The sequence below is a fragment of the Pseudomonas sp. 2hn genome (assembly GCF_019646095.1).
Taxonomy (GTDB): domain Bacteria; phylum Pseudomonadota; class Gammaproteobacteria; order Pseudomonadales; family Pseudomonadaceae; genus Aquipseudomonas; species Aquipseudomonas peradeniyensis.
Window position 1 is genome coordinate 3389987 of record NZ_CP081016.1, and the last position, 13366, is coordinate 3403352.

Genomic DNA, 13366 nt, shown 5'->3' on the forward strand with positions numbered 1-13366 from the left:
ACATTACCCAGCCCTTTTGGCTACGCCGTCGCGCAGAGCTAAAAGGTTGAACATCGTCTGCGCGGGCTCGTGTCGCAAAAGGGCTGCACAGCGGCCCGGCTCACGCTTGGCCGGGAGCCCCTGTCAGTGCTTCGCGAAAGCGTCGGGTACTGGCCACCGCCAGCAGCAGGCCGACCACCGCCACGCCGCCACCGACCAGGCCGATATGCGCCACGCCCAGCTGGCTGCTGACGATGCTGCCCAGCAGCGCGCCGCCGCCGATGCCGATGTTGTAGATCCCCGAGAACAGCGCCATGGCTACGTCAGTGGCATCCGAGGCGAGCTTGAGGGTCTTGGACTGCAAGGCCAGGCTGAAGCTGAGGATCGCCACGCCCCAGACCATGCTCAGCCCGGCGAATACCGGGAAGTTGCCCGACAGCGGCAACAGCAGCAACAGGCAGACGGCCAGCGCACCGATGGCACCCACCAGGAAGCCATGGGGGAAGCGCTCGCTGTAGCGGCTGAACAGCACTGACCCGAACACCCCGGCGCCACCGAACATCAGCAGCAGCAGCGTGGTGCGCTCGCCGCCGATCTGCGCCACGTGCAGGGCGAACGGTTCGATGTAGCTGTAGGCGGTGAACTGCGCCGTGATCACCAGCGTCACCAGCAGGTAGGTGATCACCAGCGCCGGGCGCTTGAACAGGACCGGCAGGCTGCGCAGCGAGCCGGAGTTCTGGCTCGGCAGCAGCGGCAGCGACTTCATCAGGCACAGCATGGTCGCCAGCGCCACCCCGGCAATGCACAGGAAGGTGATGCGCCAGCCCAGCGCCTCGCCCACCACCCGCCCCAGCGGGATGCCCATGACCATCGCCAGGGTGGTGCCGGTGGCCAAAAGGCCCAGCGCCTTGGCCTGCTGGCCGGGCGGCGCCACGCGCACCGCCAGCGACGCGGTGATGGCCCAGAACACGGCGTGGGCCAGGGCGATGCCGATGCGGCTGACCAGCAGCATGGCGAAACTCTGCGACAACCACGACAGCAGGTGGCTGGCGATGAACACCAGGAACACCAGCAGCAGCAGGCGCCGGCGCTCGATGTTGCGGGTCATCAGCATCATCGGCAGCGATGCCAGCGCCACCACCCAGGCATAGATGGTCAGCATCAGGCCGACCTGCGCGGTGGTCATCTCGAAGCTGCGGCCGATATCGCTGAGCAGCGCCACCGGGACGAACTCGGTGGTATTGAAGATGAACGCCGCCAGGGCCAGGGCGATGACGCTCAGCCAGCTGCCGTTGCCGGCTGTGGGGGGCATTGAGGTGGGTACGGGTCCATTCATGTGAAGAGGTTTTTCTCCGCGGGCAAGGCAACAGGACGCGCATCGCCTGCCCAGGTGCCAGGCCGGTGACGCACGTTTGATTATTGGAAGGATGCCCAGCATGGTACGCATCAAGCCCGGGCCTCACAACCACGGGCGCGGACGGAGTACCATGCGCGCTTCCATGCACCATTTTGTTGCATGGCCACCCACCCCGCGGAACAAGGAGTTCGATCCGCCCATGGACAAGCAGCACCCCCAGCAGCAGTGGCGCGAGGCGGTCATCGCCCACGCCGAGGCCATCAACCGCTATGTCGCGCAGGGCCGTGCGCAAGGCTGGGACAATCTGGAGGAGCCGCAGGCACCGACCACCGAACACCTGCTCGACGCCTGGCTGGCGGCGCTGCGGGCCATCAACCGGCCCGGCGTCGACCCGGCACAGCGCCAGCTGTTCCGCGAGGCCTGGCCGCCGGCGCACTTGCCGCTGGTGCCCTTGTTCGAGGAACAGGCCCAGGGCATCGGCAACCTGCTGCTGCTCGACGACGGCAGCCTGCTGGCACGCATCGGCATGCCGTTCGACCGGGGGCAGGTGCTGCGCATCGACGACCAGGGCGTCACCCCGGTGATCGGCGTCGAGCATTTCGGCCGCTGCCCGCAACGGCGCTACTACGCCCTGGCCAATGCCGAAGGGGTGCGCGTGACCGATGGCTGGGGCGGCCCGCAGGTGGCCAGGCTGGCCTGGCCCCATGGCCTGGAAGGGTTGCCCGCCGGCTACCCGTTCGACCCCCTCGACCTGCCGCCGATACCCACCGCGCTGCTGCCCTTCCCCGATGGCCAGCGGGTCCTGCTGGTCAGCAGCGACGGCATCTTCGTGCTCGCCGCCGACGGCGCCACGCGCCTGCTGCCACGAGAGGACGAGATTCTCGACGACCTGCGCCGGGGCACCGACCCGGACGATATCGTCCTGGGCCTGGCCATGGAGCATGCCGCGCTGTCACCGGATGGCCGGTTGATCGCCCTGGGCGAACAATGCGGCCGACACCTGGTGCTGGACGAGCAGTTCAAACCCATCGCCGAAGTCGGCCCGGCCAGCGAATACCCGCACTTCGCCCTGTTCAACCGGCGTGGCGACCAACTGATCCTCAATGCCTGCCACTTCTACCGGGGCGGCACCGTCGGCGTGCGGGTGGCCGACCTGCAGGGACTGGATACCGGCTTCTACAGCGAGGACCCGCGCACGCCGCTGTTGCAGGATGGCGCGCGAATCTACGCAGGCGTCACCCGCGACGGCGAGTACATCGTCGGCGACGCCCATGGCTACCTGCGTGCCTTCGGCGAGGACGGCAGCGAGCACTGGCAGCACTACCTCGGCTCGACCATCAGTGCCATGGACATCAGCGCCGATGGCCGCACCCTGGCGGTGGCCAGCCATGCCGGCTTCATTTCACTGATTGCCCTGGACAGCGGCCGGCCGCAATGGCAGATCGGCACCGGGGCGCATGGCGAGGTACGGCGCTGGGTGTGCTGGAAGGGGTTCGAGCAGCCGCTGGCCTGGTAGGTCGGCGGCGCCGGGAATGGAGCTGAAAGCATGACCTGCGTGGGAGCGGGCTTGACCCGCGATCACCGGCGAAGCCGGTGCCTTACACCGAATCGCGGGTCAAGCCCGCTCCCACGCAGTAGTCACATCAATGAATCATGTTTTCCCATGAGGACGAGCGCACCCGTCAGAACGCGTAACGCGTAGTCAGCATGAAATTGCGCGGATCCCGTAGTAGCCCCCGCTGTAGAAGCCCAGGTTGTTGAAGTATTTCCTGTCGGTCAGGTTGTTGCCGTTGAGGGTCACCGACAACTGCTCGGTCACCTGGTACCTGGCCATGGCGTCCAGGGTCAGGTAGTCGGACTGGGTGTAGCGAATGGTCTCGCCGTACGCGCTATTGGTGATGGCGGTGGCGCATCCCAGAATCTTTACGATGCGAATATTTCGCATTAATTGGACCCAGGCAAAGAAATGTAACAGCCTGCCATTCGGCAAGCCCGGCGATCGCGACTAGGCTCAAGATCATGTGATGCCGGGCCCCTCTGACGGTTTGCGCCGCCATGTCGGAATCACTGTTGCCTTGCAACGTCGACAATCAAGGAGGGGCTCATGACGGCTCTGCAGCATTTCCTCTTCACGCCTTTTCTCGGCACCAGCGCCTGGTTGTGGCTGGTCTTCATCACCATCGTCATCGCCTTGCTGGTCCTCGACCTGGGTGTGTTGCACCGCCAGGACCGCGAGATCGAGATGCGCGAAAGCCTGCTGCTGTACTCGGGCTACTTCAGCGTCGGCGTGCTGTTCGGCCTGTGGGTCTGGTTTGAGCTGGGCGCGCAGCCGGCGCTGGAGTTCTACACGGGTTTTCTGGTCGAGCAGTCGCTGTCGATGGACAACGTGTTCGTCATGGCGATGATCTTCAGCTTCTTCGCCATCCCCCGCCGCTACCAGCATCGCGTGCTGTTCTGGGGCATCCTCGGAGTGGTGGTGCTGCGGGCGATCATGATCGGTGTGGGCGCTGCGCTGGTGCAGCACTTCGCCTGGGTGCTGTACCTGTTCGGCGCCTTCCTGTTGTTCACCGGGGTGAAGATGGCGCTGTCGAAGGACGACGCCCATCCGGACCTGGCCAACAACCCGGTGTTGCGCTTCGTGCGCCGGCACATGCGCGTCACCGACCAGCTGCATGGCCGGCACTTCTTCGTCCAGCTCACGCCGCCCGGGGCGACGCGGGCGATCCGCTATGCCACGCCGCTGTTCCTGGCCCTGGTCTTGATCGAGCTGGCCGACCTGGTGTTCGCCGTCGACAGTGTGCCGGCGATCTTCGCCATCACCCAGGACCCGTTCATCGTCTACACCTCGAACATCTTCGCCATCCTTGGCCTGCGCTCGCTGTACTTCGCCCTGGCGGCGCTGATGCACCGCTTCGTCTACCTCAAGTACGCGCTGGCGCTGGTGCTGATCTTCATCGGCTGCAAGATCTTCTGGCACGGGCTGGTGGGCAAGGTGCCGGCCGGGATATCGCTGGGGGTGACGTTCGGATTGCTGCTGGGCGGGGTGCTGTTGTCACTGCTGCGCACCCGTGACCAGTCGCCACCCGCCGATACCGACGCCGTGCAGGACACGCCGCCGCCCGCCGCGGACAAGCCGGCGACACCACGCCCTGCCGGCGAAAACCCGGAGAAGAAAGACCCGCACCTGCGGGTCTGATCAAGGGGCGAGTCCTTCGACGATGATCACCTGGGCCAGCGCCACGCCCTGGCGATGGCGGCAGGCATCCTGGTACAGGTCCGACCGGTAGCAGGCCACCGCCTGCTCGTAGGAGTCGAACTCGATCACCACGCTGCGCTGTGGCGTCGCGCGCCCTTCCATCGCCTCGCTGCGTCCGCCCCGGGCCAGGAAGCGCCCGCCAAAGGCGGCAAAGGCCGCCGGGGCGCGCTGGGTGTACTGCTGGTACTGTTCGGGGTCGGTGACATCCACATGGGCGATCCAGTAGGCCTTCATTCGTCGCGCTCCTGTTGCACGGTCATTTGTGTATTATGGTATACCATAAAACCCACCTGACCAGCATGAGCGTGCAGCATGGCTTTCAACAGCATCGAAGAACTCCTCGAGGACTACCGCCAGGGCAGGATGGTCCTGCTGGTGGATGACGAAGACCGGGAAAACGAAGGCGACCTGCTGATTGCCGCCGAGCGCTGCGACGCCCAGGCGATCAATTTCATGGCCCGGGAGGCGCGCGGCCTGATCTGCCTGACCCTCACCGACGAACACTGCCAGCGACTGGGCCTGGAACAGATGGTGCCAGGCAATGCCAGCGTGTTCGGCACCGCCTTCACCGTTTCCATCGAGGCCGCCAGCGGCGTCACCACCGGCATTTCCGCCGCCGACCGGGCGCGCACCGTGGCCGCCGCCATGGCCGCGGATGCCCGCCCCGAGGACCTGGTGCAACCCGGCCACATCTTCCCCCTTCGCGCCCGTGAAGGCGGCGTGCTGAGCCGCGCCGGCCACACCGAGGCCGGCTGCGACCTGGCGCGCCTGGCCGGGTTCACCCCGGCATCGGTGATCGTCGAGGTGCTCAACGATGACGGCAGCATGGCCCGCCGCCCGGACCTGGAGGTATTCGCCGCCCGCCACGGCATCAAGATCGGCACCATTGCCGACCTGATCCACTACCGTCTGAGCACCGAGCAGACCATCAAGCGCATCGGCGAGCGCGAGCTGCCCACCGTGCACGGCACCTTCCGCCTGGTCACCTACGAGGACCACATCGAAGGCGGCGTACACATGGCCATGGTCATGGGCGATATACGCCGCGACCAGCCGACCCTGGTGCGCGTGCACGTGATCGATCCGTTGCGCGACCTGGTCGGCGCCGAGTACGCCGGCCCCGCCAACTGGACGCTGTGGGCGGCGCTGCAGAAGGTCGCCGTCGAAGGCAACGGGGTGGTGGTGATCCTGGCCAACCACGAATCCTCCCAGGCCCTGCTGGAGCGGGTGCCGCAACTGACCCGGCCGACACGCCCCTACCAGCGTGGGCAGTCGAAGGTGTACTCGCAAGTCGGGACCGGCGCGCAGATTCTCCAGGACCTGGGCGTGGGCAAGCTGCGGCACCTGGGGCCGCCACTGAAGTACGCGGGGCTTGCCGGGTATGAACTGGAGGTGGTGCAGAGCATTCCATTCGAGCCGGGGTTGGTTACCTGACCCCGCATCCGCAGTAGCCACGGGGTGATGGCCGGTCGACGCCGAGCTCTTGCCAAAATTTTGGAATACCATAATATGACATCCCATAGACCTTGATTCTGCCGGCCCTACCTACAATCACAATACGGCCACGCTCCACCCGTTTGACGCTGCTCCCCGAACACGATTGGCGGGCGACAGAAGCCCGCCTCGAATAACAAAAAGCAACGAGGGCGTAACCATGCTGTTGAGCAAACGAGTAACCGCAGTGCTGTCCGCCAGCCTGCTGACCCTGGCCTGCCAGGCCACCCAGGCGGCCGACAGCCTGAACTTCGTCAGCTGGGGCGGCAGCACCCAGGACGCGCAGAAACAGGCATGGGCCGAGCCCTTCTCCAAGTCCGCCAACATCAAGGTCGTGCAGGACGGCCCCACCGACTACGGCAAGCTCAAGGCCATGGTCGAAAGCGGCAACGTGCAGTGGGACGTGGTCGACGTCGAAGCCGACTTCGCCCTGCGCGCCGCCAGCGAGGGCCTGCTCGAACCCCTCGATTTCAGCGCTATCCAGCGCGAGCGGATCGACCCGCGTTTCGTCTCCGACCACGGCGTCGGCTCGTTCTTCTTCTCCTTCGTGCTTGGCTACAACGAAGGCAAGCTCGGCGCGAACAAGCCGGTGGACTGGACCGCGCTGTTCGATACCAAGGCCTACCCCGGCAAGCGCGCCCTGTACAAATGGCCGAGCCCCGGCGTGCTCGAACTGGCCCTGCTGGCCGACGGCGTGCCCGCCGACCAGCTCTACCCGCTCGACCTGGAGCGCGCCTTCAAGAAACTCGACACCATCAAGAAGGACATCGTCTGGTGGGGCGGTGGCGCCCAGTCGCAGCAACTGCTGGCCTCGGGCGAAGCGGCGCTGGGGCAGTTCTGGAACGGCCGCGTGCATGCCCTGCAGCAGGACGGCGCGCCGGTCGGGGTAAGCTGGAAGCAGAACCTGGTTATGGCCGACTTCCTGGTCATTCCCAAGGGCGCGAAGAACAAGGACGCGGCCATGAAGTTTTTGGCCGACGCCAGCAGCGCCAGAGGCCAGGCCGACTTCGCCAACCTCACCGCCTATGCCCCGGTCAACCTCGACAGCGTCGGTCTGCTCAAGCCTGAACTGGCCCCCAACCTGCCCACCGCCCATGCCCAGGACCAGGTGACCCTGGACTTCGCCTACTGGGCGAAGAATGGCCAGGCCATCGCGGCCCGCTGGAACGAGTGGCTGGTCAAATGAAAGTCGCCATCAACGCCCTGCACACTGCGCAAGGTGCCGCCGCCGGCAGCGGCGTGCCGGGAGCGACCATCCGCCGCCCGCCCCTGCGCCAACGCTGGCGCGGCAGCCGCAACCTGCTGCCAGCCTTGCTGTTCCTTGGCCTGTTCTTCTTCGCCCCGCTGATCGGCCTGCTCCTGCGCGGCGTGCTCGAACCGGTGCCGGGCCTGGGCAACTACGCGCAACTGTTCGCCAACTCGGCCTACGCCCGGGTGCTGTTCAACACCTTCTCGGTGGCCGGCCTGGTCACCTTGATCAGCGTGCTGCTGGGCTTCCCGCTGGCCTGGGCGATCACCCTGATGCCCAAGGGCTGGGGCCGCTGGCTGCTGAACATCGTGCTGCTGTCGATGTGGACCAGCCTGCTGGCGCGCACCTATTCGTGGCTGGTGCTGCTGCAGGCCTCGGGGGTGATCAACAAGGCGCTGATGGCGATCGGGGTGATCGACGCGCCACTGGAAATGGTGCACAACCTCACCGGCGTGGTGATCGGCATGAGCTACATCATGATCCCGTTCATCGTCCTGCCGCTGCAGGCGACCATGCAGGCCATCGACCCGATGGTGCTGCAGGCCGGTTCCATCTGCGGCGCCAGCCCGTGGACCAACTTCTGCAAGGTGTTCCTCCCGCTGTGCCGTTCGGGCCTGTTCTCCGGCGCGCTGATGGTGTTCGTCATGTCGCTCGGCTACTACGTGACTCCGGCCCTGCTCGGCGGCGCGCAGAACATGATGCTGCCCGAGTTCATCGTCCAGCAGGTGCAGTCGTTCCTCAACTGGGGCCTGGCCAGCGCCGCCGCCGCGTTGCTGGTGGCGATCACCCTGGTGCTCTTCTACTTCTACCTGAAGCTGCAACCGGAATCCCCGGTCGGCAATGCGAGGTAAGCCGCCATGCTTCTGACCCCCAACGCCATGGGCCGCCCGCTGCGCCTGGGCCTGTACCTCACCACCGGGGCGATCGCGGCTTTCCTGCTGCTGCCGATCCTGTTCATCGTGCTGCTGTCGTTCGGCTCTTCGCAGTGGCTGGTATTCCCACCACCGGGCTGGACGCTCAAATGGTACGGCCAGTTCCTTTCCAACCCCGAGTGGATGGACGCGGCCCTGGCCAGCCTCAAGGTCGCCGTTCTGACCACCTTCACCGCCGTGGCCCTGGGCCTGCCCAGCGCCTTCGCCCTGGTGCGCGGGCGCTTCCCGGGGCGGGATCTGCTCTACGGGCTGTTCACCCTGCCGATGATCGTGCCGCTGGTGATCATCGCCGTGGCGGTGTACGCGCTGTTCCTCAAGCTCGGCTACACCGGCACCTTGCTGGCCTTCGTGGTCAGTCATGTGATCGTCGCCCTGCCCTTCACCATCATCTCGATCATCAACTCGCTGAAGCTGTTCGACCACTCGATCGAGGACGCCGCGGTGATCTGCGGCGCCTCGCGCCTGCAGGCGATCGTCAAGGTGACCTTTCCGGCGATTCGCCCGGGGATGATCGCCGGCGGCCTGTTCGCCTTCCTGGTGTCGTGGGACGAGGTGGTGCTCAGCGTGATGATGGCCAGCCCCGAACTGCAGACCCTGCCGGTGAAGATGTGGACCACCCTGCGCCAGGACCTGACCCCGGTCATCGCCGTCGCCTCGACGCTGCTGATCGGCCTGTCGCTGTTGATCATGATCATTGCCGCCGCCCTGCGTCGGCGCAACGCAAGCAACACCTGAGCGCCCGGAGACGAATACGATGAGTGCAGTGATGAAAGACGACGCACGCGCCAGGCCCCTGGTCAGCCTGCGCAACCTGAACAAGCACTACGGCGACTTCGCCGCGGTGGACAACATCGACCTCGAGATCCAGGACGGCGAGTTCCTCACCTTCCTCGGCTCCAGCGGCTCGGGCAAGTCCACCACCCTGTCGATGCTGGCCGGGTTCGAGACGCCGAGCAGCGGCGAGATCCTGGTCGACGGCCAGTCGCTGGTGAACGTGCCGCCGCACAAGCGCGACATCGGCATGGTGTTCCAGCGCTACTCGCTGTTCCCGCACCTGAGCGTGCGCGACAACATTGCCTTCCCCCTGGCGATCCGCAAGCAGGGCGCGGCCGAAACCGCCCGGCGGGTGGATGCCATGCTCAAGCTGGTGCGGCTCGAGGCCTTCGCCCACCGGCACCCGGCCCAACTTTCCGGCGGCCAGCAGCAACGCGTGGCGATCGCCCGGGCGCTGGTCTACGAACCGCGCATCCTGTTGATGGACGAGCCGCTCGGCGCGCTCGACAAGAAGCTGCGTGAAGACCTGCAGGACGAGCTGCGCCAGCTGCATCGACGCCTGGGCATCACCATCGTCTACGTGACCCACGACCAGGAGGAGGCGATGCGCCTGTCGCAGCGTATCGCCATCTTCAGCCATGGCCGCATTGTCGGCCTGGGCAGCGGCTACGACCTCTACCAGAACCCGCCGAACGCATTCGTCGCCTCGTTCCTGGGCAACTCCAACTTCCTGCGTTTCACGGCCGACGGCAACGATGCGGGACGTTTCGAGGGGCAGCCGGTAGCGGTGCGCCCGACACCGGGGCTGGCCGCCGGGCAGGAGGCGCTGATCATGGTGCGCCCGGAAAAGGCCCTGGCCTTGACCGTGGAGCAGGCGACGCGCGAACCCCTGCCGGCAGGCTGGAACGAAGTCGGCGCCACGGTGACCGAGCTGCTGTTCCTCGGCGAGAGCCAGACCTGCCATGTCGCCACCCAGGGCGGCACCCCACTGACAGTCAAGGCGCTGTCGGCCGCGGGCATACCCATGCAGCCGGGCCAGCCGGTCAGGGTGCGCTGGGCGGTGGCGGATGCCTGCATCTATACCGAGTGGGCCGAGAGCGACCTGAGCAAGGGCGCCGGGGCCCATTGAATGCGACGGCGCCCACAGGACCTGTGGGCGCCACGATGGGGATTCAGCGCGGATTTACTTCTTCGACGGGACACGCGGCGTGAAACGCCCCTTCTTGGCCCGCTGCAGGTGCGCCGGTTGCAGTTGCTCCGACTCGTCCAGGGTCATGTTGGCAAAGCCCAGGCGCACGGCCGCCTGGCCGCAGCGCACCTGGCTGTTGATCGGAAACGCATCGTTCAGGTCTTCGAAATAGGATTCGCTCATGCCCTGTCTCCCTCCAATGGCGACCGTGCCGGCAGGCAATGAGCCTGCCTAGTGAAGCGCGGTCCGTTGAAGTGAGACTAGTCGGTCATTTGCAGACCAGCCGGACAAAATTTCCTGGCCCGACCAGTGGCAACTGGCCTTACTTCAGACGCACCGCCGTGCCGGTGGCGAACACCACGACCATGCCACCCTGTACCGACGGCATGCTGATCTCGAAGTCCACGCCTACCAGGGCATCGGCTTGCAACTGCCGTGCCCGCGCCATGAGTTCCTCGGTGGCCTGCTCGCGGGCCAGCTTCAGCGCGCCCTCCAGGGTTTGTGAGCGGCCGCCGAAGAAGTCGCGAAAGCGTGCGAAGAAATCGCGCACGAAGTTGATCCCCTGCACCGATTCGGCGCTGACCACACCGAGGTACTCGGCAATCGGACGGCCGTCGAGCTGGCTGGTGGTGCTGATGATCATGGGTGACGCTCCTGGAACAAGACAAAAGAGCATGATCCTAACAAATCCACTGCGGCCAAATTACACAAGCAAATCCTTGAATAATGTTTTTCCGGCTCCTAGACTCCCAGCGCAGGACCACGCAAGGAGCGTACATGACCGCCATTCCCGAACAGCCACCGGCGCGCTGGAGCGAACTGCTCAGCGGCGGCAACGCGCTGCGCTCGATCGCCCTGGCCGGCGGCGTCGCCCTGCACGCCATCAATGTCTATATCGTCACCACCCTGCTGCCGACGGTGATCGACGAGATCGGCGGATTGGCCTTCTATGCCTGGAACACCACCCTGTTCGTGGTCGCCTCGATCATCGGCTCCACCCTCTCCACCCGCCTGCTGGCCCGTGGCGGACCACGGGTCGCCTACCTGCTGGCACTGCTGGTGTTCGCCCTTGGCTCGATGCTCTGCGCCCAGGCCGGTAGCATGCCGATGCTGCTGCTCGGGCGCAGCGTGCAGGGCCTGGGGGGCGGCATCCTGTTCGCCCTGAGCTATGCACTGATCCACCTGGTGTTCGACAGCCGCCTGTGGCCCCGCGCCATGGCCCTGGTCTCGGCGATGTGGGGCGTGGCCACGCTGTGCGGCCCGGCCGTGGGCGGGGTGTTCGCCGAAGGCGGGCACTGGCGCTGGGCGTTCTGGTCACTGTTGCCGGTGGCTGGCGCCCTGGCGCTGATCGTCTGCCTGCGCCTGCCGACGCGCCAGGCCCTGGACGACAATGGCGCGCGCCCGGCCTATGGGCTGATCGCCTGCCTGGTGGCCTCGGTACTGGCGATCTGCGCGGCCAGCCTGGCCGATACCTTGTGGATCAACCTGGCCGGCATCGTCGCGGGCCTGGCCATCGCCGCGCTGATCGCCCGCCTCGATCCGCGGGCGCGCCACCACCTGCTGCCCACGGGCGCCTACAGCCTCAAGCAACCGATGGGCGCGCTGTTCGCCATGATGTGCCTGCTGGTGGCGGCCATCACCACTGAAATCTATGTGCCCTACTTCCTGCAGCGCATCCATGGCTTTGGCCCGCTGGCCGCCGGCTACCTGACCGCGGTGATGGCCGCGGGCTGGACGGTCGGCGCCCTGGCCAGCGCCGGGCGCGACCGCGATGGCGGCGCCTGGCAGATCCGCGGCGGGCCGCTGGTGGTGGCCGTGGCGCTGCTGGCCCTGGCCCTGCTGACCCCGACCCCGGCCTGGATCGCCAGCGCGCCGGGCCTGGCCCTGTTCGCCCTGGCCCTGGCCGGCGTGGGCCTGGGCATCGGCCTGGGCTGGCCGCACCTGCTCACCCGAGTGCTGCAGGCCGCGCGCCCCGGCGAGGAAAACCTCGCCTCGGCCTCGATCACCACCGTGCAACTCTACGCCACCGCCCTGGCCGCGGCCCTGGCCGGGCTGGTCGCCAACGGCGCCGGACTGGTCGAGCCCGGCGGCGAGCAAGGCGCGCGCCAGGCGGCGCTGTGGCTGTTCGCCGTGTTCGCCTGCGCGCCGCTGCTGGCGCTGCCGTTGGCGCTGCGCCTCACCTCTGAAAACAAGGAGCGCCCATGAAGGAATCCAAGGAAGTCTACGAGCGGATCAGCGAGCAGTTCGAAGACTTCACCAGCCACGCCAGCCAGCGCGGGGTCGAGGTCGACACGTTTCGCTACATGGCCGGCGACGTATCCGGCGACGAGATTCTCGACCTGGCCTGCGGCCATGGCTTCTTCAGCCGCCGCCTGAAAGACTGGGGCGCGGCGCGGGTGCACGGCGTGGACATCTCGCCGAGCATGATCTACCAGGCGCGCCAGGCCAACGACGGCATCGCCTACGAAGTGCGCGACGTGGCGCAGATGGGCCGCATCGGCCAGTTCGACAAGGTCACCGCCGCCTGGCTGTTCAACTACGCCGGCAGTGTCGAAGAATTACGCCGCATGTTTGAAAGCGTCGCCCTCAACCTCAAGCCGAACGGACAGCTGATCGCCTACACGGCGAACCCCGCCTTCGACCTGGCCCGGGGCAATTTCACCGAGTACGGCATTCGCGTGCTGGACGAACAGCCGGTGGAAGGCGGCCTGCGCTGCCAGGGGCAGTTCATGAGTACACCGCCTGCGGACTTCACCTATTACCGCTGGGACAGGTCGATCTACGAACAGGCCGCCCACGATGTCGGCCTGCGCAACGTGCGCTGGATTGCCCCACTGATCAGCGGGATCCGCAAGAAGGCGCATCCGCCTGGGTATTGGGACTTGTTCGAGCAGAACAGCCTGCAGGTCGGGCTGATCTGCAGTCGCTAGGATCATCGAAGCTTACGCGCAGAAAAACTACGATTAAGTGGCAAGCGCGTACCCTGTGGGAGCGGCTTTAGCCGCGAAGCAAGCAACGCGGTGGATGGCACCGGCTTCGCCGGTGTTCGCGGCTAAAGCCGCTCCCACAGGTCCCTGCTAAGTCAATGAGTAAGGGCTGCAAAGCAGCCCCGGTGATCGTGATTACAGCGCAAGTC

The 13366-nt window shown here is 66.3% G+C and carries 14 protein-coding genes; 9 read left to right on the forward strand and 5 right to left on the reverse strand.

The window, feature by feature from the left end; all coding sequences use genetic code 11:
• Positions 1-100: 100 nt before the first annotated feature.
• Positions 101-1315, reverse strand: coding sequence for a sugar transporter (locus K2O50_RS15250; protein ID WP_050705851.1), 1215 nt, complete (start codon positions 1313-1315; stop codon positions 101-103).
• Between the two features lie 220 nt (positions 1316-1535).
• Between K2O50_RS15250 and K2O50_RS15255 the strand changes: the two genes are divergently transcribed.
• Positions 1536-2852 (forward strand): hypothetical protein, encoded by a 1317-nt coding sequence (locus K2O50_RS15255; protein ID WP_050705852.1) that lies wholly within the window; start codon positions 1536-1538, stop codon positions 2850-2852.
• 186 nt (positions 2853-3038) lie between these two features.
• Here the strand turns inward: K2O50_RS15255 and K2O50_RS26670 are convergent, their stop codons facing one another.
• Complete coding sequence (locus K2O50_RS26670; RefSeq protein ID WP_050705853.1) at positions 3039-3281, reverse strand: TonB-dependent receptor; 243 nt, start codon at positions 3279-3281, stop codon at positions 3039-3041.
• 159 nt (positions 3282-3440) lie between these two features.
• On the opposite strand from K2O50_RS26670, the gene K2O50_RS15265 reads away from it, so the two are divergent.
• Complete coding sequence (locus K2O50_RS15265; RefSeq protein ID WP_050705854.1) at positions 3441-4532, forward strand: TerC family protein; 1092 nt, start codon at positions 3441-3443, stop codon at positions 4530-4532.
• On the opposite strand, the gene K2O50_RS15270 is transcribed toward K2O50_RS15265, so the two are convergent.
• Entirely contained in the window at positions 4533-4826 is a 294-nt protein-coding gene (locus tag K2O50_RS15270) for a DUF1330 domain-containing protein (protein WP_050705855.1), read from the reverse strand. It lies immediately after the preceding gene.
• A 78-nt stretch (positions 4827-4904) separates the two neighbouring features.
• On the opposite strand from K2O50_RS15270, the gene ribBA reads away from it, so the two are divergent.
• From ribBA to K2O50_RS15295, 5 genes are all read left to right on the forward strand, one after another.
• The gene (gene ribBA / locus K2O50_RS15275) at positions 4905-6026 is read left to right on the forward strand and encodes a bifunctional 3,4-dihydroxy-2-butanone-4-phosphate synthase/GTP cyclohydrolase II (RefSeq protein WP_050705856.1); all 1122 of its coding nucleotides are present in this window, start codon (positions 4905-4907) and stop codon (positions 6024-6026) included.
• A 220-nt stretch (positions 6027-6246) separates the two neighbouring features.
• Entirely contained in the window at positions 6247-7272 is a 1026-nt protein-coding gene (locus K2O50_RS15280) for an ABC transporter substrate-binding protein (protein WP_050705857.1), read from the forward strand.
• Positions 7269-8186 (forward strand): ABC transporter permease, encoded by a 918-nt coding sequence (locus K2O50_RS15285; RefSeq protein ID WP_050705858.1) that lies wholly within the window; start codon positions 7269-7271, stop codon positions 8184-8186. The genes K2O50_RS15280 and K2O50_RS15285 overlap by 4 nt, the downstream gene beginning before the upstream one ends.
• A gap of 6 nt (positions 8187-8192) precedes the next feature.
• Positions 8193-9002 (forward strand): ABC transporter permease, encoded by an 810-nt coding sequence (locus K2O50_RS15290; RefSeq protein ID WP_050705859.1) that lies wholly within the window; start codon positions 8193-8195, stop codon positions 9000-9002.
• A 19-nt stretch (positions 9003-9021) separates the two neighbouring features.
• The gene (locus K2O50_RS15295) at positions 9022-10170 is read left to right on the forward strand and encodes an ABC transporter ATP-binding protein (RefSeq protein WP_050705860.1); all 1149 of its coding nucleotides are present in this window, start codon (positions 9022-9024) and stop codon (positions 10168-10170) included.
• A 54-nt stretch (positions 10171-10224) separates the two neighbouring features.
• Here K2O50_RS15295 and K2O50_RS15300 read toward each other — a convergent pair whose 3' ends face one another.
• Both K2O50_RS15300 and K2O50_RS15305 read right to left on the reverse strand, forming a co-directional pair.
• On the reverse strand, positions 10225-10413 hold the full coding sequence (locus tag K2O50_RS15300; RefSeq protein ID WP_028691681.1) for a hypothetical protein: 189 nt from the start codon (positions 10411-10413) through the stop codon (positions 10225-10227).
• Between the two features lie 139 nt (positions 10414-10552).
• Positions 10553-10873 (reverse strand): heavy metal-binding domain-containing protein, encoded by a 321-nt coding sequence (locus K2O50_RS15305; protein WP_050705861.1) that lies wholly within the window; start codon positions 10871-10873, stop codon positions 10553-10555.
• A 134-nt stretch (positions 10874-11007) separates the two neighbouring features.
• Here K2O50_RS15305 and K2O50_RS15310 point away from each other — a divergent pair, with 134 nt between their 5' ends.
• Together K2O50_RS15310 and K2O50_RS15315 are read left to right on the forward strand one after the other, a co-directional pair.
• Entirely contained in the window at positions 11008-12435 is a 1428-nt protein-coding gene (locus tag K2O50_RS15310; protein ID WP_050705862.1) for an MFS transporter, read from the forward strand.
• Positions 12432-13160, forward strand: coding sequence for a trans-aconitate 2-methyltransferase (locus K2O50_RS15315; protein ID WP_050705863.1), 729 nt, complete (start codon positions 12432-12434; stop codon positions 13158-13160). The genes K2O50_RS15310 and K2O50_RS15315 overlap by 4 nt, the downstream gene beginning before the upstream one ends.
• Positions 13161-13366 lie beyond the last annotated feature (206 nt).

Excerpts from the sequence above, each read along its gene's own strand:
- K2O50_RS15295 (WP_050705860.1), top strand. The coding sequence starts at position 9,022 with ATGAGTGCAGTGATGAAAGACGACGCACGCGCCAGGCCCCTGGTCAGC.
- K2O50_RS15280 (WP_050705857.1), top strand. The coding sequence starts at position 6,247 with ATGCTGTTGAGCAAACGAGTAACCGCAGTGCTGTCCGCCAGCCTGCTG.
- K2O50_RS15300 (WP_028691681.1), bottom strand. The coding sequence starts at position 10,413 with ATGAGCGAATCCTATTTCGAAGACCTGAACGATGCGTTTCCGATCAAC.
- K2O50_RS15315 (WP_050705863.1), top strand. The coding sequence starts at position 12,432 with ATGAAGGAATCCAAGGAAGTCTACGAGCGGATCAGCGAGCAGTTCGAA.
- K2O50_RS15290 (WP_050705859.1), top strand. The coding sequence starts at position 8,193 with ATGCTTCTGACCCCCAACGCCATGGGCCGCCCGCTGCGCCTGGGCCTG.
- K2O50_RS15250 (WP_050705851.1), bottom strand. The coding sequence starts at position 1,315 with ATGAATGGACCCGTACCCACCTCAATGCCCCCCACAGCCGGCAACGGC.
- K2O50_RS15305 (WP_050705861.1), bottom strand. The coding sequence starts at position 10,873 with ATGATCATCAGCACCACCAGCCAGCTCGACGGCCGTCCGATTGCCGAG.
- K2O50_RS26670 (WP_050705853.1), bottom strand. The coding sequence starts at position 3,281 with ATGCGAAATATTCGCATCGTAAAGATTCTGGGATGCGCCACCGCCATC.
- K2O50_RS15270 (WP_050705855.1), bottom strand. The coding sequence starts at position 4,826 with ATGAAGGCCTACTGGATCGCCCATGTGGATGTCACCGACCCCGAACAG.
- ribBA (WP_050705856.1), top strand. The coding sequence starts at position 4,905 with ATGGCTTTCAACAGCATCGAAGAACTCCTCGAGGACTACCGCCAGGGC.
- K2O50_RS15255 (WP_050705852.1), top strand. The coding sequence starts at position 1,536 with ATGGACAAGCAGCACCCCCAGCAGCAGTGGCGCGAGGCGGTCATCGCC.
- K2O50_RS15285 (WP_050705858.1), top strand. The coding sequence starts at position 7,269 with ATGAAAGTCGCCATCAACGCCCTGCACACTGCGCAAGGTGCCGCCGCC.
- K2O50_RS15310 (WP_050705862.1), top strand. The coding sequence starts at position 11,008 with ATGACCGCCATTCCCGAACAGCCACCGGCGCGCTGGAGCGAACTGCTC.
- K2O50_RS15265 (WP_050705854.1), top strand. The coding sequence starts at position 3,441 with ATGACGGCTCTGCAGCATTTCCTCTTCACGCCTTTTCTCGGCACCAGC.